The following is a 20965-nucleotide window of genomic DNA, read 5'->3' as shown; positions in this document are numbered from 1 at the left end:
TCGATCCGCTCGTCAAGGCTGAACTGCCTGTAATCTCGTCCCATCGCGCTGCCACCTTATCGATGGTGCACTTCTTTCGTGAACTCAGCGAATCCATACACGCCATCGTCGCGGATTCAGCCAAACCCTCGGCGTCTATGGATTCCCGCCTGCGCGGGAATGACGAAATTCTGTGGTTATGACTGAATGTCGATCGGCTTTAGGTAATCGCCCCACCCATCGCCAACCGCTTGCCGTTGGTGATGATCACCCGATCGCCCACCCGCGCCGCGCCGAACAGCTTCTTTGCAAAGGCGGTGGGGACGCCGATGCAGCCATGGGTCGCGCCCCCCTCCTGCACATCGCTGCCATGGATCGAAATGCCGTCATTGGTCAGCCGCAACATGTACGGCATCGGCGCGTCATACAGGTTGCTGACATGGTCGGCATCCTTCTCGGTGATCTTCAGCGCGCCGAGCGGCGTCGGTTTCCAGTCCGCCCCGTACAGCACCACCGCCGCACCGATCTCATAGCCATCGCGAAACACCGACAACACCTGCGCATCGAGGTCGATGGTCACGACCAACGGCCCTGATGCCGGTGCCCCATCCTCGTCCCAAACCCAACGGCCATGGGTGAACGGCCCCTCGATCGGCAGTACGCGGCGCACGACCATCGCCTCCGGTCTGACGATCGATGAAGCAGAAGCTGCGGGCGTCGGCATGGGCTTCGCTTGCACGACCGGCGCGCCAGCCACCGAATCAATCCGCTTCGGAGCTGGCGGCGCCACCTGCTCGGCCCGCAGTACCAACGCCGCCCCGCCGGCCGCCGCACCCGCGACGCCGACCAGCAACGCAATCCCTACTCCGGTCCGCCAAGACGCCTGCATCGATCCTCCTGTTAGACGACCGATCTAACCCATTTCGCTTACCAAATCCTCCCCGGCACGGGGAGGGGGACCATGCACAGCATGGTGGAGGGGGCTGTCCGCGTACGGCACGGTTGCGTTGCGTGGCACACCCCCTCCACCACCGCTTCGCGGCGGTCCCCCTCCCCGCGGGGCGGGGAGGATTGAAATGCGCCGGCCCGAACCAGCGCTTACCGCCCGGCCTCGACCTTCGCCTTCTCGACGATCGGCCACGCCTTGTACCCGCCGACCCAGGTCTCGATGACCCTGGTCGCGCGCAGGTCGGCCGCACTCGCCGCCACCGGATCGCGATCGACGACCAGGAAATCGGCCTTCTGCCCCGGCAGCAGCGATCCGAACCGCTGTTCGGCGAACCCGGCGAACGCCGCATCCTGCGTGAACGCCTTCCACGCCTGTTCGCGCGTCACCTTTTCCTCGGGACGCCACCCGCCCGGCGGCTGGCCATTGGCGTCCTCGCGCGTGAACGCCGCCGCCCAGCCGATGAACGGGTTCGGATGTTCGACCGGATAGTCCGATCCGAACGCCAGCCGCCCGCCATCGCGCAGCACCGTCGCCCATGCATAGGCCCCGGTCAGCCGCGCCGGCCCCAGCCGCGCCTCGGCCATCGTCCGGTCGCCGGTGGCATGGACCGGCTGCATCGACGCGATGATGCCGTTTTTACCCAGCCTTGGCAGATCGGCCGGGTCGAGCACCTGCGCATGTTCGATCCGCCAGCGGCGATCGTCCTTGTACGACGCCGCCAGTTCGTCGATCGCGTCGAGCACCTGCCGGTTCGCGCGGTCGCCGATCGCATGGATGGCGAACTGGAACCCGTCCATCGTGCCGCGGCTCAACAGGTTCAGCAGCGTCGTATCGTTGATGAACGACAGCCCGCTCTGCTTGGGCGCGTCGGCATAGGGTGCCTTCAGCCACGCTCCGCGCGACCCCAGCGCGCCATCGGCATACAGCTTGATCCCACCCATGCGCAGCCGGTCGCCATACAGCCACGGCGTCGGCCCCGCGCCGGCGATCGTCAGCGCCGGTTCGAGGCCCGCGGCATAGCTCATGATCCGCACGCGCAACTGGCCGATATCGCCCATTCGCCGGAACACCAGCCAGTCGTCGACCGACGTTCCCATGTCCGCCGTCGCGGTGATGCCGTTCGACAGCAGCATGTCCTGCGCCTTCAGGAACGCGGCATTGCGTTCGCGCGGCGATGGCTTGGGCTTCGCGGCATCGAACAGGCTGGCGGCATTGTCGACGAACACGCCCGATGGCTGTCCGTTCGGCAGCAATTCGATGCGCCCGCCCGCCGGAGCGACGGTCTTGGCGGTGATCCCCGCTGCCTTCATCGCCGCGCCGTTCGCCCAGACGGCATGGCCATCGGCACGTTCGAGCAACACCGGCTTGTCCCCGGCCGCCGCATCCAGTTCGGCAGCGGTCGGGAACCGGCCCAGCCCCCATGCCTCCTGGTTCCAGCCACCGCCGACGATCCACTGCCGGTTGCCGTTGCTCCGCGCATAGGACTGGATCGCCGCCTGTGCATCGGCCAGCGACTTCGTATTCGACAGGTCGAGTTCGAGTGCGCGATAGCCCAGCGACATCACATGGCCATGCGCATCGATCATTCCCGGCATGACGACCCGCCCGCCCATGTCGCTGCGCCAGTCGAGCTTCTTCGGTGCCTTCTCGCCCTTGGGCACCAGCCGCACGACCTTGCCGTCGCGGTCGATCAGGATGCCGCCGAACCGCACCACCTTCCCCTGCGAATCCAGCGCGACGCCGTTGATGTTGTCGACCAGTCCGTCAGCCTGCGCGGTCCCGGCCAAGAGCAGCGCGGCGACGGTCAGGGCATGGCGAATCATTTCGCGATCCTTCGCACCAGCGCGCTGGTATCCTGCCGCCCGCCACCCATGGCCTGCACCTCGGCATAGAATTGGTCGACCAGCGCCGTCACCGGCAGCGTCGCGCCGTTGCGCCGCGATTCGTCGAGCGCGAGGCCCAGATCCTTACGCATCCAGTCGATCGCGAACCCGAAATCGAACTGATCCTGCGCCATGGTCGGCCAGCGATTGACCATCTGCCAGCTTTGCGCCGCCCCGCCCGATACCGCTTCCAGCACCTTGTCGAGATCGAGGCCCGAGCCTTGCGCGAACCGCAATGCTTCGGACAGGCCGCCCAGCACGCCCGCGATGCAGATCTGGTTGACCATCTTGGTCGTCTGCCCCGCACCCGCGTCGCCGACATGCACGATCCGCTGCGCATAGGCCTGCATCAGCGGCTCGGCAGCGGCGAACGCCTCCGCGCTGCCCCCGCACATGATCGACAGCTTGCCATTCTCGGCCCCGGCCTGTCCGCCGGACACCGGCGCGTCGAGGACCAGCAGCCCCTTGGCCGCCCCCGCCTCGGCCAGTTCGCGCGCGATCGCGGCCGACACGGTGGTATGATCGGCGAACAGCGCGCCCGCCTGCATCGCGCCGAACGCGCCATCGGTACCCAACGTCACCTGCCGCAGATCGTCGTCGTTGCCAACACAGGCGAACACCGCCTCCGCCCCCGAGACGACCGCCGCCGGGGTATCGGCCACCCCGCCGCCGTGCTTCGCTGCCCACGCCTCCGCCTTGGCGCGGGTACGGTTATAGACGGTGACCTGATGGCCGGCGGAAAAGAGGTGCCCGGCCATGGGCGCGCCCATGACGCCGGTGCCGATGAATGCGAGTTTTGCCATGGGCGTCGGATCTATGGACTTAGCAGGCCATGGGAAAGGGGAGATGTGTCAGGCGTACGGTTCGCCCCGCCCCATCGTCATTCCCGCGCGCGCCTCGTCATTCCCGCGCAGGCGGGAATCCATATGCGCTAACGTTTCAACTCTATCGCTGACATCGGCGCGTATAGACTCCCGCCTTCGAAGGGAGGGCTACCGTAAGGGGCTATATCAAGCCGGCTGCCCACCCCCACCGGTCGCCCCGAAAATTTGCCCCGTCGAAAAGCTGTTCGCCGGATCGGCCGCCGCGACATACAGCCCGGCAATCTCGGCCGGCTGGCCCGGCCGCCCCAGCGGACTGCTCTTCCCGAACGTCTGCTGCTTTTCGGGCGTAGCGCCGCCGCTGACCTGCAACGGCGTCCAGAACGGTCCCGGCGCGACCGCATTCACGCGAATCCCCTTCGCCGCCAGTTGCTTGGCCATCGCCTTGGTAAAGTTCAGCACCGCGGCGCGGGTCAGCGCGTAATCGACGATATCGGGCGATGGATCACCTGCCTGCTCGGACGAGGTATTCACGATCACCGACCCCGCCCCCATCCGCTCGACCGCTGCCTTGGTCAGCCAGAACGGGGCATAGACGTTGGTCTTCATCGTATCGTCGAAATCCTGTGACGAAATCGACGCGATATCGGGCCGGGTCTGCTGCCGCGCGGCGTTGTTGACGAGAATGTCGAGCCCGCCCAGCTGCGCCGCCGCCTGCTGGACCAGTTGCCGGCAAAAGCCTTCGTTGCGCAGGTCGCCGGGGATCGCCACCGCCTTGCGCCCCGCCGCACGGATCAGCGCGACGACTTCGCGGGCATCGGGTTCTTCGGCGGGCAGGTAGTTGATCGCGACATCCGCGCCTTCGCGGGCATAGGCGATGGCGGCGGCGCGACCGATGCCGCTGTCCCCGCCGGTAATCAGCGCCTTCTTGCCCGCCAGTCGTCCCGATCCCTTGTAGCTTTGCTCGCCATGATCGGGGCGCGGATTCATTTTCGATGCCAGACCCGGCCATGGCTGGCGCTGCACCGGAAACGGCGGCTTGGGATAGGCGGCGGCAGCGGCGGTGGTCGGCTGCGTGCCCTGCGCGACGGCAGGCGCGGCACTGGCGGCCACGCCGGCAAGGGCGGCGCCCGCCACGAAGGTGCGGCGATCGGTATCGGTCATGGTTCGGCTTTCCGGCTGGAGCGATGTCACCCAAGCAGACGCGCGCCGGGTCGACGGGTTCCCCTTGTCCGCCAAATCGGCTACCCGCCCGCGATGGCTACCAACCCGATCGCTCCGTCCGCCCTGCCCCTCACCGTCGACGATGTTCGTACCGCGGCGATGCGGATCGGCGGCTCGATCGTGCGCACGCCGACGCTCATCAGCCGGACCCTGTCCGACCTGACCGGCGCGACCGTCTATCTGAAATTCGAAAACCTTCAGTTCACCGCCGCTTACAAGGAACGCGGCGCGCTCAATACCCTGCTGCAACTCGACGAGGCCACCCGTGCCAAGGGCGTTATCGCCGCCTCCGCCGGCAACCATGCGCAGGGCCTTGCCTATCACGGCAACCGGCTGGGCGTGCCTGTCACCATCGTGATGCCGCGCCCGACTCCGACCGTGAAGGTCATGCAGACGCAGAGCCATGGCGCGACCGTCGTGCTGGAGGGCGAAACCTTCGATGCGGCCTATGCCCATGCCCTGAAGCTGGAGGCCGAACAGGGCCTGACCTTCGTCCACCCGTTCGACGACGCCCGGATCATGGCGGGCCAGGGCACCGTCGCGCTCGAAATGCTGGAGGACGTGCCCGATATCGACACGCTGGTCGTGCCGATCGGCGGCGGCGGCCTCATCAGCGGCATGGCGACCGTCGCCCGCGCGGCCGATCGCAGGATCGAGGTCGTAGGCGTGCAGGCCGAACTGTTCCCGTCGATGTACAACCGCCTGCACGGCACCACGATGGAGTGCGCGGGCGATACGCTGGCGGAGGGGATCGCGGTCAAGCAGCCCGGCGGCCTGACCGCGCAAGTCGTGGCGGCGCTGGTCGATGACATCGTACTCGTCAGCGAACGCCAGCTGGAAGAAGCCGTCAGCCTGCTGGTCCAGATCGAAAAGACCGTGGTCGAGGGAGCCGGTGCCGCCGGTCTCGCCGCGCTGCTCGGCCATGGACAGCGGTTCAGGGGCAAGACCGTCGGCATCGTGCTGTGCGGCGGCAATATCGACACCCGCCTGCTCGCCAACGTCCTGCTGCGCGATCTCGCCCGGTCGGGTCGTCTCGCCCGTCTGCGCATCCGGTTGCAGGACCGCCCCGGCGCGCTGTTCCACGTCGCGAAGATCTTCCACGAACACACCGTCAACATCATCGAAGTCTATCACCAGCGCGTCTTCACGACGTTGCCGGCCAAGGGCCTCATCACCGACATCGAGTGCGAGACGCGCGACCGCGACCATCTCGACCGGCTGATCGACGGCCTGCGCGCCGGCGGTTATGAGGTCAGCACGGTCGAGCTGGCCTAGCGCCCGATGTTCCGGAACGGGAAGCGGTCACGCGGATAAACAATCGTGACCCGCTTTCCGTCGGTTAGGATAATCGCCATATCTCCGGCGCTACGCCCGTTCGGCATGTCTGATCGAAGGAACCCTGGGTGACCGCGCCGTTTCGTTTCCCCCGCTTCTTCGTCACCTCGCCCGCGCCCTGCCCCTATCTGCCGGGGCGGCAGGAGCGGAAGGTGTTCACCGAACTCAACGGGCCCCATGCCGACGAACTGAACGATGCGCTCGGCCGGATCGGGTTTCGCCGCAGCCAGTCGGTCGCCTATCGCCCCAGCTGCGTCGGGTGCAGCGCCTGCGTGTCGGTGCGGGTCGTCGCCAGCGACTTCACGATGAACGCGACCCAGCGCAAGCTGATGCGCCGCCATGCCGATCTCGACATCCGCGCGTGCAAGCCATGGGCGACCGACGAACAATTCCGCCTGCTGCGGCGCTATCTGTCGGTGCGGCATCCCGGCGGCGGCATGACCGCGATGGACGAAACCGATTTCGCCGACATGGTCGAACATTCGCCGGTCAGCTCATGGGTGATCGAATATCGCGAACCTTCGGTCGACGGCGTACCCGGCAGGCTGGTCGGCGCGTGCATCACCGATGAACAGGCCGACGGGCTGTCGATGGTCTACAGCTTCTTTGAAACCGATCCCGAAGCGCGCGCCGGCCTCGGCACGTTCATCATCCTCGACCATATCCGCCGTGCGCGCGCCACCGGCTTGCCCTATGTCTATCTCGGCTATTGGGTGCAGGGATCGCCGCGCATGACCTATAAGACCAAGTTCCGCCCGCTCGAAATCCTCGGACCGGCGGGCTGGACGGTACTCGACGACGCGACGGCTGCCGCAGCGGCCGCGGTCGGATCGGCGGGCACGGCGGTCCCCGCATGATCGCGGCGCTGGTCGTGCTGGCGTTCGTTGCGCAGGCGGCGCGGCCACCCGTGTTCGACCAGCGTCGCATCGACCTGCTGCAATTCGAAGTCCGCCTGCCCGATACGCTGAGCACTGCCGAGCGGACCCGGGCCGTCGCGACCTTTACCGCCGACACCCGCACGATCCGCGCCTGCCCCGACGCCGCCCGCATCGCCGCGCGCTACAGGAAGGACCGGATTTTGTCCGGCACGCTCACCTCGCGCCCGAACGTCCCCTATGCCGTATTGCCCGCGCCGCTCCGGATCGAACTGGCGAAGGTACCGACCGGCCGCGCGACCCGCCCGTTCGGATCGAGCAAGGAATTGCGCGTCCTGATCGCCTGTTCCGAACCGAAACTGCCGCGAAACGCCGCGTCGCAAAGGACGATCTAAGGCCCCGTCCGTGGGTCTTCCCGGACGATGTACTTCCTCTCGTCACCCTCGCCCAGGCGGGGGTCCAAACACGCCGACGTCGCTGGTCTGACCGAAGCAGCAGCGTCTATGGCTTCCCGCCTGCACACCAAGAATGAAATTCGCCAAACCCACAACACGAAAAGGCACCCGACCCACCAAGGGTCGGATGCCTGTCCGAATCACCCACCGGCACAGCCCGATCGGGCCGCACCGACCGCGAATCAACCCTGGCGGGCCTTGAAGCGGCGGTTGGTCTTGTTGATGACGTAGATACGGCCGCGACGGCGGATCACGCGGTTGTCCCGGTGGCGATCCTTGAGCGACTTCAGCGAATTGACGATCTTCATGTCACGGCTCTCAAACGGCAAAAGGGCCGCTCGCACGGCCGGAAAAGAGGCGTCCAGCTATCGCCGGCCGGGCCATTCGTCAAGAGCGGAACGGCGTGCCGATCGAAACACCACCGCAATGAACCCTTCCGCCGCCGATACGCGTTGGGCATTTCAGCAATCGGTCGTGTCGTAAACGAAGGTGGGTCGCATGAACAAGGCGTTCCGAGTCGGGGTGATGGCCGTGGCGGCGGTACTCGCATCGGGCTGTACCACCACCGGATCGCGCGTCCGCCCGGTCGACGTCACCCGCTTCCACCTCAACCAGCCGGTTGCGCGGGGCAGCTTCTCGCTCGAACCACTGTCGACCAACGGCAGCGTCAGCCCCGAATTCCAGAACTACGCCAATGCCGTCGGTCGCGAGATGGAAAAGATCGGCTTCGTCCGCGCCGGCACCGGCCCGTCCGACCTGATCGTTTCGGTCGGCTTCACCCGCGCCACCCGCGGGTTCGTCGAAAAACGCCCGCCGGTGTCGATCGGCATTGGCGCGGGCGGCGGCGGTGGTGGCTGGCGCGGCGGTGGAGTCGGTCTGGGCGGCGGAGTCGGGTTCGGCATCGGCGGCGGACAGCGCGAAGTGGTCGGGACGGAAATGATGGTCCAGATTCGCCGCCGCAGCGATTCCACGACCATCTGGGAAGCACGTGCAGTCACCGATTCGCTCGAAAATACGCCGGGCGCGCAGCCGGTGTTTCAGGCGGATCGTCTGGCGAACGCGATGTTCCGCAACTTCCCAGGCGAGTCGGGAATCACTACGACGGTGAAATGAGCATTACCATCAACGCCGCGTTCGACAGCGGCAATATCCGCTTGGTCGCCATTCAAGGCGACGTGATCGATCTGGAGATCGTCGCCGACCACGCGTCCGACTTCTACCAATGGTTCCACTTCCGCGTCGCCGGTGCGCGGGGGCGGACCTTGACCTTCCGCATCGTCAACGCCGGTGGGTCGGCCTACGCGTTCGGCTGGCCCGGTTACGCCACGCGGATGAGCACCGACCGCGCGGCATGGCGACAGGTCGATACCGGCTATGCCGACGGCGTCCTCACCTTCAACGCGACCTTCGACACCGATCTCGCATGGTTCGCCTATTTCGCACCCTACACCATGGACCGCCATGACGACCTGATCGCGCGCATTGCAGTACAGCCGGGGGTCGCCCACCGCGAACTGGGCCAGAGCCTCGATGGTCGCGCGATCGATTATCTGACGCTCGGCGAAGGCCCGTTGCAGGTCTGGGCCTATGCGCGCCAGCATCCCGGCGAATCGATGTGCGAATGGTTCATGGAGGGGCTGCTCGAACGTCTGACCGATCCGGCCGACGCGGTCGCCACCGATCTGCGGCAGCGCATGACCTTCCACTGCGTGCCGAACATGAACCCCGACGGGTCGTATCGCGGCCATCTGCGCACCAACGCCGCGGGCGTGAACCTCAACCGCGAATGGCACGCCCCGTCGGCGGAGCGCAGCCCCGAAGTGCTGTGCGTCCTCGGCCGCATGGACGAGACCGGCGTCGACATCGCCATCGACGTGCATGGCGACGAAGCGATCCCCGCCAACTTCATCGCCGGCTACGAAGGCATTCCCAACTGGACCGACGAGCTTGGGGGCCGCTTCACCGCGTTCGGCGCGGCATGGGCGGCGGCTACGCCCGATTTCCAGACCAAGCTCGGCTATCCCATATCGGCCGCCGGACGGGCGAACCTGTCGATGTCGACCAACCAGATCGCCAACCGCTTCGGCGCGCTCGGCATGACGCTGGAAATGCCGTTCAAGGATCACGACCCCAATCCCGATCCCGAATTCGGCTGGTCGCCCGAACGGTCGAAACGGCTGGCGCATAGCTGGCTGGAGGTGCTGGCGGACATCACGCGGTGATCGTCCGTCCGGGCGGCCTCGATCATCCGGCCACCGCAGCGCTGCTCGCGGCGCATCTCGTCGATATGCACGCCAGTTCGCCGCCGGGCAGCGTCTACGCGCTCGACCTGTCGGGGCTGGCGACGCCCGACATCGCGTTCTTCACCGCGTGGGACGGCGACGACCTGCTCGGCTGCGGCGCGTTGCGCACGCTCGGCGACGGTACGGGCGAGGTGAAATCGATGCGTACCGATCCCGCGGCACGCGGTCGTGGCACCGGGCAGGCGATCCTCGACCACGTCGTCGGCCATGCGCGGGCGGCGGGCCTGACCCGCCTGCTGCTCGAAACCGGCACCGGCACGATGTTCGATGCGGCCCACCGGCTATACGCCCGCAACGGCTTCGTGCCCTGCCCGCCCTTCGGTGGCCATATTGCGACCGCCTTCAACCGGTTCCTCTCCCGCCCGCTTTAGGCTAGTCGCGACCCCGACAACCGCAATGGAGGCCACATGCCCACGCTCGTCCTGATCCGCCACGGCCAGTCGGCCTGGAATCTCGAAAACCGCTTCACCGGCTGGTGGGACGTCAACCTGACCGAGAAGGGCGAGGGCGAAGCCAAGGCAGCGGGCGAGTTGCTCGCTGAAAAGGGGCATGATTTCGACGTCTGCTTCACCAGCTATCAGACGCGCGCGATCAAGACGCTGAACCTCGCGCTGGAGGCGATGGGCCGTCTATGGCTCCCGGTTGAAAAGGACTGGCGCCTGAACGAGCGGCATTATGGCGGCCTGACCGGGCTCGACAAGGCGGAGACCGCGGCCAAGCATGGTGATGAACAGGTCAAGATCTGGCGTCGCAGCTTCGACGTGCCGCCGCCGCTGCCCGAAGCCGACAGCCCCTGGGACCTGTCGGCCGACCGCCGCTATGCCGGGATCGACATTCCGCAGACCGAAAGCCTGAAGGACACGATCGACCGCGTCCTCCCTTATTGGGAAAGCCGCATCGCCCCCGAACTGAAGGCCGGCAAGCGCGTCCTGATCTCGGCGCACGGCAACTCGCTGCGCGCGCTGGTGAAGCATCTGTCGGGCATTCCCGATGACGAGATCACCGGCCTCGAAATCCCGACCGGCCAGCCGATCGTGTACGAACTGGCCGACGACCTGACGCCGACCGACCGCTATTACCTCAGCGAGCGGTAAGCGCGTTCAAGCCGCTTCCTGAGAAGGGCGCGACGTCCCGATAACCCGTCACCCCAAGGTCCCGCTTCTGATCGACCGCAGCGAAGAAGCGGGACCCCGGATCAAGTTGGGACCTGTACGAAAGTTGCCGGCTTAGCCGAAAACGCGCCGTACCCCCGCGCAGGCGGGGGTCCAGAGCCCAGCAAAACAACGGCTTGCGATCGGGACCCTGGACCCCCGCCTCCGCGGGGGTCCGGCAGGGGGCAGGAATCGGTACGTTCGCTCAAGTCCCGATCAAGTCCGGGGTGACGCAATACGCGGGCCGAGCGACGGCAACAAAAAACCCTGTCCTACACGTAAAAACCCCGCCAAACTCCCTGCCGGCCCCAAATCCCGGCCGCCGCTCTTTGACCTGACAAAACATCCACCGCACAAACTGCGCACGAGTGTGACCTTTGTGACCTTTGGGCATTGGAATACGCCGCCGCGGCATCCTTCCGCTTGCCCTGTTTCCGCCCCTTGCCTAAGCAGCGCCCTCCCCCAAGCGTTACGGGCAGACAATGAACGACGCACCGTTGGTCGGCATCATCATGGGCAGCACTTCCGATTGGGAGACGATGCGCCACGCCGCCGAAACCCTGACCAAACTCGGCGTTCCGCATGAGACGAAGGTCGTCTCCGCGCACCGCACCCCCGCCCGGCTGGTCGACTATGCGACGACCGTGGTGCAGCGCGGGCTGAAGGTCGTGATCGCCGGTGCCGGCGGCGCGGCCCACCTGCCGGGCATGGTCGCGTCGATGACCCGCCTGCCCGTGCTGGGCGTGCCGGTCGAATCGCACGCGCTGAAGGGCATGGATAGCCTGCTGTCGATCGTGCAGATGCCCGGCGGCGTGCCGGTCGGCACGCTGGCGATCGGCAAAGCGGGCGCGATCAACGCCGGCCTGCTCGCCGCCTCGATCCTCGCCACCGCCGACGATGCGCTGGCCGAACGGCTCGACGCGTGGCGGTCCGCGCAGACCGATGGCGTGGCGATCGATCCGCAATGATCCCGCTGCCCCCCGGATCGACGATCGGCATCATCGGATCGGGCCAGCTCGGCCGGATGATCGGCGTGGCTGCCGCGCAGCTCGGCTACCGCATCCATGTCTATGCACCCGACAGCGGCCCGGCCAACGACATCGCCTTCGCGCATAGCCGCGGCGACTATGACGATATCGACGCGTTGCGCGCCTTCGCCCGGCAGGTCGACGTCGTCACCTACGAATTCGAAAATATCGCCGCCGCCCCGATCGAGGCGCTGGGCGACAAGGTCCGCCCGTCGGCCCGCTCGCTCGCGGTCGCGCAGGACCGGGTCCGCGAAAAGCGTTTCGTCGAGGGACTTGGCGGCCGTCCCGCCCGCTGGGCCGACGTGTCCGACCGCGCCGCACTCGACGCGGCGATCGACGCCGTCGGCTGTCCGGCGGTGCTCAAGACCACCCGCTTCGGCTATGATGGCAAGGGGCAGGCACGGCTGCTGTCCGCCGCCGATGCCAGCGCGGCGTGGCTGGCGATCGGCGGCGGACCGGCGATCCTCGAAGCGTTCGTCGACTTCGAACAGGAATTCTCGGTCGTGCTGGCACGCGGTGTCGATGGCGCGGTCGCGCTGTATCCGTCGCCGGCGAATGTCCACAAGGACGGCATCCTCAACACCTCGACCGTTCCCGCCCCGTCGATCGAACCGTGGCGCGCCGAGGCCGAGGCGCTGGCCTGCAAGGTGGCCGACGCGCTCGACCATGTCGGCGTGCTGACGCTAGAATTCTTCTGCGGGGCCGACGGCGCGGTGTTCAACGAAATGGCCCCGCGCGTCCATAATTCCGGCCACTGGACGATCGAAGGTGCGGAGACGTCGCAGTTCGAGAACCATGTCCGCGCGGTGCTGGGCCTGCCGCTCGGCGGCACCGACCTCACCGGAACGCGGGTCAAGATGACCAATCTGATCGGCGACGATGTCGACCAGTGGCAGGCGCTGCTGACCGAACCCGGCGCGCACCTTCATCTTTACGGCAAGAACGAAGCCCGCCCCGGCCGCAAGATGGGCCACGTGACACGGGTCGAACGTTAAATCCTCCCCGGCACGGGGAGGGGGACCAGCGTAGCTGGTGGAGGGGGGTGTCGGCATACGGCACCGTTGCGTTGCGCCGATATCCCCCTCCACCACCGCTACGCGGCGGTCCCCCTCCCCGTGCCGGGGAGGATTCAGGCGTCCACCCCCAACTGCCACAGCACGAACGCCATCTCCTCGGCCGCCTCGCGCAGACTTTCCCACCGCCCCGACTTGCCGCCATGGCCTGCGCCCATATTGGTCTTGAGCAGCAACACATTATCGTCGGTCTTGACGCTACGCAGCCGCGCCGCCCACTTGGCCGGCTCCCAATAGGTCACGCGCGGATCGTTCAGCCCGCCCGAAATGAACACCGGCGGGTAGGGCTGTGCGGTCACATTGTCATACGGGCTGTACGACCGGATCAGTTCGAACGCCGCCTTGTCCTCGATCGGATTGCCCCATTCGGGCCATTCGCCGGGCGTCAGCGGCAGGCTGTCGTCGAGCATGGTGTTCAGCACGTCGACGAACGGCACGCTCGCCACCACCGCGCCCCATAGCTCGGGGTCGGAGTTCATCACCGCCCCCATCAACTCGCCACCCGCCGACCCGCCGGCGATCGAGATCCGCCCTTCGCCGGTGAAGCCGAGGTCGATCAGCCCCTTCGCCACATCGACAAAGTCGTTGAAGGTGTTGGTCCGCTTCTCCAGCTTGCCGTCCAGATACCATTGCTGGCCAAGGTCGTCGCCGCCCCGGATATGAGCGATGGCGAACGCCATGCCGCGGTCGAGGAACGACATGCGGCTGGTCGAAAAGCCCGGCGGGATCGCATAGCCATACGCACCATAGCTGTAGAGATAGAGCTTGCCCGTCCCGTCGCGCGGGAAGTCCTTCGGATACACCACCGAACACGGGATCGCGGTGCCGTCGCGGGCGGTGATGTGCAGCCGCTCGGTCGCATAGCGCGCGGGGTCGTAGCCCGACGGAATCGCCTGCACCTTGCGAACGGTCAGGCTGCCGCTCGCCACGTCATAGTCATAGACGGTGCCCGGCGTGACCATCGATTCATAGCCGAGCCGCAGGGTATCGACGTCATATTCCGGATTGTCGCCCAGCCCGACAACGAAACTCGCCTCCGGAAACGCGATTGGCCGCGCCGCCCCGCCCGCATAGTCGTGCAACCGGATCTGATCGAGCCCGTCCAGTCGCCCCTCGACCACGAACAGCTTCGCGAAGGTCGTCACCCCGGTCATGTAGAAATGCGGGTCGGCGGCGATCAGTTCCTGCCAGTCGTCGGGCCGTTCCAGCGGCGCGGTCGCAAGGCGGAAGTTCGGATGCGTGTCGTTGGTGTGGATGAACAGCGTGCCGTCATGCTCCTCCACATCATATTCGACATGTTCCTCGCGCGCCCGCACCAGGATCGGTTCGGCGGTCGGATCGTCGGCCGGGATCAACCGCACCTCGCTGGTGACGTGGTCGCCCGCCGAAATGACGAGGAAGCGCCGCGACTGGGTCTCGCCGACCGACACCCGCCAACCCTCATCGGCCTCGTGATACAGTTCGATGTCCTGCTCGATTGGGGTGCCGATGCGGTGCAGCCGGGCGTTGTCGGTTCGCCATTGTTCGTTGGCCAGACCGTAGAGAAAGCCGGTGGAGTCCGCCGTCCACACCAGTTCGGACAGCGTTCCCGGGATCACGTCGGACAGCAGTTCGCCGGTTGCCAGATCCTTGACCCGCGCCTCGAACCGCTCGCCGCCGTCATCGTCGATCGCATAAGCGAGCAGCCGCCCATCGGGACTGACCGACAGCGCACCCAGCCGGAAATATTCCTTGCCCTCGGCCAGTGCCGGCTCGTCGAGGATCAGTTCGTCGGCACCGCCTGCCACCGGCTTGCGCCACCAGCGACGATACTCTCCGCCGGTCTCGAAATCGGACCAGTACCACCAGTCGCCGTCGCGCTGCGGCACGGTCGCATCGTCTTCCTTGATCCGTGCCCGCATCTCGGCGAACAGCGTATCGATCAAGGGCTGATGCGGCCGCATCACCGCGTCGAAATAGTCGTTCTCCGCCTTCAGATAGGCGAGCACGTCCTCGTCTTCGACCTTCGGATAGTTCGGGTCGCGCAGCCATGCCCATGGATCGTCGACGACGATGCCATGGCGTTCGAAGGTATGGGCACGCTGTTCGGCGATCGGCGGAATGGGTCTGGTCATAGCACGACCATATGGGACGCGCCGTTGCGGACGTCGAGTTCGGTTGTGCTTTTGTGGCGCGGTCGTGGCTGGTAACGACGCGGCATGACCCACTACCACGAACGCCTCGTCGCCCTGCGCTCCTATCTCGCCACGCTGAACCTCACCGGGTTCGTCGTGCCGCTGACCGACGAACATATGAGCGAATATGTCGGCGACTATGCCCAGCGCCTCGCGTGGCTGACCGGGTTCAAGGGATCGGCGGGCAGCGCGGTCGTGCTGCGCGACACGGCGGCGATGTTCACCGACGGCCGCTACACGTTGCAAGTCCGCGAACAGGTCGACGCCGCCGACTGGCAGTTCGTGCAGGTGCCCGCGACGTCGATGACCGACTGGCTGCGGGGTGCCGTGCAGGCCGGTGACCGGATCGGCTATGATCCATGGCTGGCGACAGTCGATTGGGTCGCGTCCGCTCGGCAGGCACTGGTCGATGCCGGCGCGGAACTGGTCGCGGTCGACTGCAACCCGATCGACGCGCTCTGGCTTGATCGCGCCGCCCCCTCGCCTGCGCCGATGGCGGTGCAGGAGGATGCGCTGACCGGTCGTACCTCGGCGGAAAAGCGTGCGGCGATCGGCGAATGGCTGACCGAACGGCGCGCGGACGCGGTGATCCTGTCGGCGCTCGATTCGATCGCATGGACGTTCAACGTGCGCGGCACCGACGTGGCGCATACCCCGGTCGCGCTCAGCTACGCGATCGTTCACGCCGACGGCACTGCCGATCTCTTCGCGGCACCCGGCAAGGTCGGCGACGATGTCGTCCGCCATCTCGGCAACGCGGTGACGGTCCGGCCGATGACGGCGTTCAAGGACGCGCTCGGCCAGTTCGCCGGCAAGCGCGTCGCTGCCGACCCCGATCGTGCCGTCGCGGCGATCCACGAAACGCTGCGGCAAAGCGGTGCGACGATCGTCGCCGAACGCGATCCGACCGTACTGGCCAAGGCGATCAAGAATCCCGTCGAGATCGCCGGCCACGCCGCTGCGCAGGCGCGCGACGGTGCGGCGATGGTCCGCTTCCTGAAATGGTTCGAGGAAACCGCACCGTCGGGCACGCTGACCGAATTGTCGGCATCCGATCGGCTGGCAGCGATGCGCGCCGAAACCGGATGCTTACGCGACTTGTCGTTCGACACGATCAGCGCGACCGGCGCGCACGCGGCCAGCCCGCATTACAAGGCGACGGTCGAGAGCGACGCGGCGATCCTGCCCGGCCAACTCTATCTGATCGATTCGGGCGGGCAGTATGCCGATGGCACCACCGACATCACCCGCGTCATGCCGGTCGGAGCCGTGTCCGACGAAATGCGCGACCGCTTCACCCGGGTGCTGAAAGGGCACATCGCGATCGACACCGCGATCTTTCCGGACGGCACGCTGGGCGGGCATATCGACGGTTTCGCACGCCGGCCGCTGTGGGAGGCAGGGCTCGACTATGCGCATGGTACCGGCCATGGCATCGGCAGCTATCTGTCGGTGCATGAAGGGCCGCAGCGGATCGGCGCGCCCAATTATCCGGGCGGCGGGCCGATGGAGCCGCTGCGCGCCGGCATGATGCTGTCGAACGAGCCGGGCTATTACAAGGCCGGCGAATACGGCATCCGCATCGAAAACCTGCTGCTGGTGATCGAGCGTGACATCCCCGGCGGCGACCTGCCGATGCTCGGGTTCGAGACGCTGACCTTCGTGCCGATCGAGCGGACGCTGATCGTGCCGGCGCTGCTGACACCGGCCGAGCGGGCTTGGGTAGATGCCTATCACGCCCGCGTCGCCGACCTGCTGACGCCGCTACTCGACCTCGAGACAGCGGCGTGGGTCGCGGCGAAGTGCGCGCCGCTACAGGTTGAGTAGCGCCGGGTCGCCGCCCTTCGCCATGATGTTGATCGACGTCGATCGTTCGGCGGCATAGCGCAGCAGCGCGTCGGGACCACCCGCCTTCGGGCCGGTGCCCGACAGCCCTTCGCCGCCGAACGGCTGCACGCCGACGACCGCACCGATGATCGAGCGGTTGACATAGACATTGCCCGCCGGGACCAGCGCCGCAACTTCCTCGGCGAAGCGGTCGATGCGGCTGTGGATGCCTAGCGTCAGACCATAGCCGCGCGCCGCCAGCTTGCCAGCGACTTGCGCCAAGTCGGCGGGATCGTAGCGATAGATGTGCAGGACCGGGCCGAATACCTCACGTTCGAGGAAGTCGGGGCTGGGCACTTCGGCGATGACCGGCGCGAAGTAAGTACCGCGGTCGTCCCAACCGCGCAGGTCAGCGCGGAACAAGATTTTTGCTTCGCGCTCAAGGCGTTCGACATGGGCGTTCAAGGCACCTCGCGCGTCGGCGTCGATTACCGGGCCGATATCGGTCGCCGGATCGGACGGGTCGCCCAGCACCATGCAGGCGGCCGCGCCGAGCAGCGTCTCGATCACCGCATCGGCGGTATCTTTGGGCAGATACAGCAGGCGGAGTGCCGAACAACGCTGTCCGGCCGATCCGAAGGCCGACAGGAGCACGTCGTCGACGACCTGTTCGCGCAACGCGCTGGTGTCGACGAACAGGCCGTTCAGGCCGCCGGTTTCGGCAATGAACGGCAGAATCGGGCCGTTGCGGTTGGCGAGCGTGCGGTTGATCGCCCAGGCGGTGTCGGTGCCGCCGGTGAAGGCGACGCCGGCGATCGACGGGTGCGCGACCAGCGCCGCGCCGACCTCCGCCCCCTTGCCGGGGAGCAGCGCCAGCAGGTCGGGATCGAGGCCGGCGGCGTGGAACAGGCGGACCGCTTCATACGCGATTAGAGGGGTTTGCTCGGCGGGTTTGGCGAGAACGGCGTTGCCCGCGGCGAGCGCGGCAGCGACCTGTCCGGTGAAGATCGCGAGGGGGAAATTCCAGGGCGAGATGCAAACGAAGACGCCGCGGCCGTGGAGTTCGATCTGGTTCACCTCGCCCACCGGACCCGGCAGCACGGTCGGGCCGGCGAAGCGGGTTTCGGCCAAGAGGGCGTAATAGCGGCAGAAATCGATCGCCTCGCGGACCTCGGCGACGGCATCGTTCAGCGTCTTGCCGGCTTCGGCGGAGAGGATGGCGATGAAGCGGTCCATCTGCGCGTCGAGGGCGTCGGCCATGGCACGCAGCACCTTGCCGCGACCGACGCCGCCAAGGGCGTTCCAGCGGGGTTGGGCGGTGCGGGCAAGGGCAGCGGCGCGGTCGATTTCGCTGGGGGTAGCGGGGCTTACCGAGCCGATGGTGCGGCTGTGGTCGACGGGGCTGACCATCGGTGCGGCACCGCCGCCGGGGGTCGATTTGCCGCCGATCAGCGGGGTGGCGTGGATGTTGGCGAAGGTGTCACGTACCGATGCCGCCCCGGACCGGACCGAGGCGATGGAATAGTCGCGGCCCAGCGGGTTGGCGCGGCCGGGATAGATGTCGGAAGGGGACGGGAGGCGCGGATGTTGACGCGGGCTTGCCGCCACCGCCGCGACCGGGTCCGCAACCAGTTGCGCCGCCGGGACGTCCTCGTCGAGCAGCGCGTTCACGAAGCTGCTGTTCGCGCCGTTTTCGAGCAGGCGGCGGACCAGATAGGGGAGCAGTTCCTGATGCCCGCCGACCGGCGCATAGGCACGCAAGATCAGCTGGTTATCGCCGGTTCCTGACGCCGCGCGGTAGAGCCCCTCACCCATGCCGTGCAGGCGCTGGTGCTCGATCGCCACGCCCGCGCGCGTCGCCATGTGTCGCACCGCCATCAGGCTGTGGGCGTTGTGGGTCGCGAATTGCGGATAGAGCGCCGGCGCAGCGGCGATCAACTTGTGCGCGCAGACCAGATAGGACAGGTCGGTGGCGGCCTTCGACGTGAACACCGGATAGCCGGGATGCCCGGCGATCTGGGCGCGCTTGACCTCGCTGTCCCAGTACGCGCCCTTGACCAGCCGGACCATGATCCGCCGCCCGGTGTCGCGCGCCAGCCGTTCCAGCCCGTCGATCACGCCACGCGCACGCTTGCCATAGGCCTGCACGACGACGCCGAGACCGGTCCAGTCGCCAAGCTCGGCCTCACGCGCCAGCCGGTCGATCAGCTTGAGCGACAGCGCCAGCCGGTCGGCCTCCTCGGCATCGATCGCGAGGTTCAGGTTATGGCGGGCACCGATCAGCGCGAGCCGCTTCATCCGCGGATAGAGGTCGGCGAAGACGTCCTCCTCGCGCACCGCTTCATAGCGCGGACACAGCGCCGAGAGTTTGACGGAGACGCCATGCCCCTGTTCGGGGGTACTGCCGGGCGCGCGGGCACGACCGACGGCATCGATCGCGGCGGCATAGATATGTTCGTAGCGATCGGCATCGGCGGCGGTCCGTGCCCCCTCCCCCAGCATGTCGAACGAGCAGAGATAGCCTTCCTTGGCGGCACGCTTCAGCGCCGCCTCGATCGTCGCGCCCAGCACGAACTGGTCGCCCATGATGCCAACCGCCGCCGCCAGCGCGCGACGGATGACCGGTTCGCCCAGCCGCCCTGCCAGCCGCCGGATCGTTTCGCCGACCCCCGCCGGGCCTTCGTCGCCGACCAGCTTGCCGGTGAGGGTCAGGCCGATGGTCGAGGCGTTGACGAACAGGCTGGACGATTGCCCGAGATGCGCCGCCCAGTCGGCGGTGCCCACCTTTTCGGCGATCAGCCGGTCGCGGGTCGCGGCATCGGGGGTGCGGAGCAACGCTTCGGCGAGGCACATCAGCGCCAGCCCTTCCTGCGTGCCGAGCGAGAATTGCTGGAGGAAGCCTTCGACCACGCCGGGCTTGGCGGCGGCGGCGCGGGTGCGCTCGACCAGCTTCGCGGCCTTGTCGACGATCTCGCTGCGGTCGGACTGGGTCAGCGGCACCTGTGCCAGCAACTGCGGCAGCAGGACGCTTTCGTTGGTGAACTTGTCGGTGTCGAGGGCGTCCCAGTCGATCGCGGGCATTCGTCTCTCCGTATTTCGGTTCCTCGGTATATCGCGGGTGACGGCGAAGGTGCTTCGTATGTTGTCGATAGTGGACGAAGCTTTTCTGGCTCTACTGGCGGTTTTCTCGTAGATCTTCACCAGCAAGCCCCTCCCTGACAGGGAGGGGTTGGGGTGGGTCGGCCTGCGAGGGAGCGGATCGCCCGGCCCCAAACCAACCCACCCCCAGCCCCTCCCGTCTCAGGGAGGGGAGCGAGCGACTGCCATGGACCAGACCGACCGCAAGCTGCTGCGCGTGCTACAGGGTGACGGGCGCATCACCAATCAGGCGCTGGCGAGCCAATGCGGCATCTCCCCCGCCGCCTGTTTCGAACGGGTGCGGCGGTTGCGGGAAAGCGGCGTCATTCGCGGCTATGCCGCGCTGCTCGACCCGGAGAAGCTCGACCGGTCGCTGTTGGTGTTCATCGAAGTGCTGCTCGACCGGACGACCGACGACGTGTTCACCGCCTTCGGCCATCATGTTCGCGACCTGCCCGAAGTGCTGGAATGTCATATGGTTGCGGGCGGTTTCGACTATCTGTTGAAGGTTCGGATGGCCGATATGGCGGCCTATCGCGCGTTCCTCGGCCGGACGCTGACGACCGTGCCGGGGGTGCGCGAAACGCGGACCTATGCGGTGCTGGAGGAGGTCAAGTCGACGACGGCACTCCCGCTGTGATCGGCGTGCGATCCAGAACCGATCGACATTCAGCGAAACCCACGGGATTTCGTCACTCCCGCGCAGGCGGGAATCCATAGACGCTGAAGTTCGGCTCGATCCGCGACGCC

The 20965-nt window shown here is 67.0% G+C and carries 19 protein-coding genes; 12 read left to right on the top strand and 7 right to left on the bottom strand.

Features of this window, described 5'->3' with window-relative positions; all coding sequences use genetic code 11:
• Nucleotides 1-182: hypothetical protein (locus tag ASE50_RS19525; protein WP_235512354.1), on the top strand; the 182-nt coding region annotated here is incomplete at its 5' end.
• A gap of 17 nt (nucleotides 183-199) precedes the next feature.
• Here the strand turns inward: ASE50_RS19525 and ASE50_RS14485 are convergent.
• From ASE50_RS14485 to ASE50_RS14470, 4 genes are all read right to left on the bottom strand, one after another.
• Nucleotides 200-868, bottom strand: coding sequence for a L,D-transpeptidase family protein (locus ASE50_RS14485; protein WP_056401968.1), 669 nt, complete (start codon nucleotides 866-868; stop codon nucleotides 200-202).
• A 209-nt stretch (nucleotides 869-1077) separates the two neighbouring features.
• Nucleotides 1078-2751, bottom strand: a complete 1674-nt coding sequence (locus ASE50_RS14480; protein WP_056401964.1) for an amidohydrolase — start codon at nucleotides 2749-2751, stop codon at nucleotides 1078-1080.
• A complete protein-coding gene (locus tag ASE50_RS14475; protein WP_056401961.1) occupies nucleotides 2748-3614 on the bottom strand; it encodes an NAD(P)-dependent oxidoreductase in 867 nt (288 codons plus the stop codon). Before ASE50_RS14475 ends, ASE50_RS14480 begins: the two co-directional genes overlap by 4 nt.
• Nucleotides 3615-3821: 207 nt before the next feature.
• On the bottom strand, nucleotides 3822-4796 hold the full coding sequence (locus ASE50_RS14470; protein ID WP_056401958.1) for an SDR family oxidoreductase: 975 nt from the start codon (nucleotides 4794-4796) through the stop codon (nucleotides 3822-3824).
• A 93-nt stretch (nucleotides 4797-4889) separates the two neighbouring features.
• Between ASE50_RS14470 and ASE50_RS14465 the strand changes: the two genes are divergently transcribed.
• The 3 genes from ASE50_RS14465 to ASE50_RS14455 all read left to right on the top strand — a co-directional run bounded on the left by ASE50_RS14465 (nucleotide 4890) and on the right by ASE50_RS14455 (nucleotide 7461).
• Complete coding sequence (locus tag ASE50_RS14465) at nucleotides 4890-6131, top strand: threonine ammonia-lyase (protein ID WP_056401955.1); 1242 nt, start codon at nucleotides 4890-4892, stop codon at nucleotides 6129-6131.
• Between the two features lie 128 nt (nucleotides 6132-6259).
• Nucleotides 6260-7048: an arginyltransferase gene (locus tag ASE50_RS14460; RefSeq protein ID WP_056401952.1), complete on the top strand. Its 789-nt coding sequence runs from the start codon at nucleotides 6260-6262 to the stop codon at nucleotides 7046-7048.
• Nucleotides 7045-7461 (top strand): hypothetical protein, encoded by a 417-nt coding sequence (locus ASE50_RS14455; RefSeq protein ID WP_056401950.1) that lies wholly within the window; start codon nucleotides 7045-7047, stop codon nucleotides 7459-7461. Before ASE50_RS14460 ends, ASE50_RS14455 begins: the two co-directional genes overlap by 4 nt.
• 242 nt (nucleotides 7462-7703) lie before the next feature.
• Here the strand turns inward: ASE50_RS14455 and ykgO are convergent, their stop codons facing one another.
• Nucleotides 7704-7829 carry a type B 50S ribosomal protein L36 gene (ykgO, locus tag ASE50_RS14450; protein WP_055755695.1) on the bottom strand — a complete coding sequence of 42 codons (126 nt, stop codon included), beginning with the start codon at nucleotides 7827-7829 and terminating at the stop codon, nucleotides 7704-7706.
• 190 nt (nucleotides 7830-8019) lie between these two features.
• Here ykgO and ASE50_RS14445 point away from each other — a divergent pair, with 190 nt between their 5' ends.
• The 6 genes from ASE50_RS14445 (at nucleotide 8020) to ASE50_RS14420 (ending at nucleotide 12998) form a co-directional block, all read left to right on the top strand.
• A complete protein-coding gene (locus tag ASE50_RS14445) occupies nucleotides 8020-8634 on the top strand; it encodes a DUF4136 domain-containing protein (RefSeq protein WP_056401947.1) in 615 nt (204 codons plus the stop codon).
• Nucleotides 8631-9743, top strand: coding sequence for a M14-type cytosolic carboxypeptidase (locus ASE50_RS14440; RefSeq protein ID WP_056401944.1), 1113 nt, complete (start codon nucleotides 8631-8633; stop codon nucleotides 9741-9743). Before ASE50_RS14445 ends, ASE50_RS14440 begins: the two co-directional genes overlap by 4 nt.
• Nucleotides 9740-10195, top strand: coding sequence for a GNAT family N-acetyltransferase (locus ASE50_RS14435; protein ID WP_056401940.1), 456 nt, complete (start codon nucleotides 9740-9742; stop codon nucleotides 10193-10195). The genes ASE50_RS14440 and ASE50_RS14435 overlap by 4 nt, the downstream gene beginning before the upstream one ends.
• A gap of 36 nt (nucleotides 10196-10231) precedes the next feature.
• Entirely contained in the window at nucleotides 10232-10918 is a 687-nt protein-coding gene (gpmA, locus tag ASE50_RS14430) for a 2,3-diphosphoglycerate-dependent phosphoglycerate mutase (protein WP_056401937.1), read from the top strand.
• Between the two features lie 539 nt (nucleotides 10919-11457).
• Nucleotides 11458-11943, top strand: coding sequence for a 5-(carboxyamino)imidazole ribonucleotide mutase (gene purE, locus ASE50_RS14425; RefSeq protein WP_056401934.1), 486 nt, complete (start codon nucleotides 11458-11460; stop codon nucleotides 11941-11943).
• The gene (locus ASE50_RS14420) at nucleotides 11940-12998 is read left to right on the top strand and encodes a 5-(carboxyamino)imidazole ribonucleotide synthase (RefSeq protein WP_056401930.1); all 1059 of its coding nucleotides are present in this window, start codon (nucleotides 11940-11942) and stop codon (nucleotides 12996-12998) included. Before purE ends, ASE50_RS14420 begins: the two co-directional genes overlap by 4 nt.
• Nucleotides 12999-13132: 134 nt before the next feature.
• On the opposite strand, the gene ASE50_RS14415 is transcribed toward ASE50_RS14420, so the two are convergent.
• Nucleotides 13133-15190, bottom strand: coding sequence for a S9 family peptidase (locus ASE50_RS14415; protein WP_056401925.1), 2058 nt, complete (start codon nucleotides 15188-15190; stop codon nucleotides 13133-13135).
• Nucleotides 15191-15274: 84 nt separating this feature from the next.
• Here ASE50_RS14415 and ASE50_RS14410 point away from each other — a divergent pair, with 84 nt between their 5' ends.
• Nucleotides 15275-17077, top strand: a complete 1803-nt coding sequence (locus ASE50_RS14410; RefSeq protein ID WP_056401922.1) for an aminopeptidase P family protein — start codon at nucleotides 15275-15277, stop codon at nucleotides 17075-17077.
• Here ASE50_RS14410 and putA read toward each other — a convergent pair.
• Complete coding sequence (gene putA / locus ASE50_RS14405; protein WP_056401919.1) at nucleotides 17063-20158, bottom strand: bifunctional proline dehydrogenase/L-glutamate gamma-semialdehyde dehydrogenase PutA; 3096 nt, start codon at nucleotides 20156-20158, stop codon at nucleotides 17063-17065. The genes ASE50_RS14410 and putA overlap by 15 nt on opposite strands.
• Before the next feature lie 244 nt (nucleotides 20159-20402).
• Between putA and ASE50_RS14400 the strand changes: the two genes are divergently transcribed.
• Complete coding sequence (locus ASE50_RS14400; RefSeq protein WP_056401916.1) at nucleotides 20403-20855, top strand: Lrp/AsnC ligand binding domain-containing protein; 453 nt, start codon at nucleotides 20403-20405, stop codon at nucleotides 20853-20855.
• The last annotated feature ends 110 nt before the right edge of the window (nucleotides 20856-20965 follow it).

It is taken from the genome of Sphingomonas sp. Leaf5 (assembly GCF_001421155.1).
Taxonomy (GTDB): domain Bacteria; phylum Pseudomonadota; class Alphaproteobacteria; order Sphingomonadales; family Sphingomonadaceae; genus Sphingomonas.
This window is presented reverse-complemented; position numbering and strand designations above follow the sequence as displayed.

Bases quoted from the DNA above. Each gene is read 5' to 3' on its own strand.
- ASE50_RS14475 (WP_056401961.1), bottom strand. From the start codon at position 3,614: ATGGCAAAACTCGCATTCATCGGCACCGGCGTCATGGGCGCGCCCATG.
- ykgO (WP_055755695.1), bottom strand. From the start codon at position 7,829: ATGAAGATCGTCAATTCGCTGAAGTCGCTCAAGGATCGCCACCGGGAC.
- ASE50_RS14445 (WP_056401947.1), top strand. From the start codon at position 8,020: ATGAACAAGGCGTTCCGAGTCGGGGTGATGGCCGTGGCGGCGGTACTC.
- ASE50_RS14455 (WP_056401950.1), top strand. From the start codon at position 7,045: ATGATCGCGGCGCTGGTCGTGCTGGCGTTCGTTGCGCAGGCGGCGCGG.
- purE (WP_056401934.1), top strand. From the start codon at position 11,458: ATGAACGACGCACCGTTGGTCGGCATCATCATGGGCAGCACTTCCGAT.
- ASE50_RS14400 (WP_056401916.1), top strand. From the start codon at position 20,403: ATGGACCAGACCGACCGCAAGCTGCTGCGCGTGCTACAGGGTGACGGG.
- ASE50_RS14465 (WP_056401955.1), top strand. From the start codon at position 4,890: ATGGCTACCAACCCGATCGCTCCGTCCGCCCTGCCCCTCACCGTCGAC.
- ASE50_RS14440 (WP_056401944.1), top strand. From the start codon at position 8,631: ATGAGCATTACCATCAACGCCGCGTTCGACAGCGGCAATATCCGCTTG.
- putA (WP_056401919.1), bottom strand. From the start codon at position 20,158: ATGCCCGCGATCGACTGGGACGCCCTCGACACCGACAAGTTCACCAAC.
- ASE50_RS14410 (WP_056401922.1), top strand. From the start codon at position 15,275: ATGACCCACTACCACGAACGCCTCGTCGCCCTGCGCTCCTATCTCGCC.
- gpmA (WP_056401937.1), top strand. From the start codon at position 10,232: ATGCCCACGCTCGTCCTGATCCGCCACGGCCAGTCGGCCTGGAATCTC.
- ASE50_RS14485 (WP_056401968.1), bottom strand. From the start codon at position 868: ATGCAGGCGTCTTGGCGGACCGGAGTAGGGATTGCGTTGCTGGTCGGC.
- ASE50_RS14420 (WP_056401930.1), top strand. From the start codon at position 11,940: ATGATCCCGCTGCCCCCCGGATCGACGATCGGCATCATCGGATCGGGC.
- ASE50_RS14470 (WP_056401958.1), bottom strand. From the start codon at position 4,796: ATGACCGATACCGATCGCCGCACCTTCGTGGCGGGCGCCGCCCTTGCC.
- ASE50_RS14480 (WP_056401964.1), bottom strand. From the start codon at position 2,751: ATGATTCGCCATGCCCTGACCGTCGCCGCGCTGCTCTTGGCCGGGACC.
- ASE50_RS14415 (WP_056401925.1), bottom strand. From the start codon at position 15,190: ATGACCAGACCCATTCCGCCGATCGCCGAACAGCGTGCCCATACCTTC.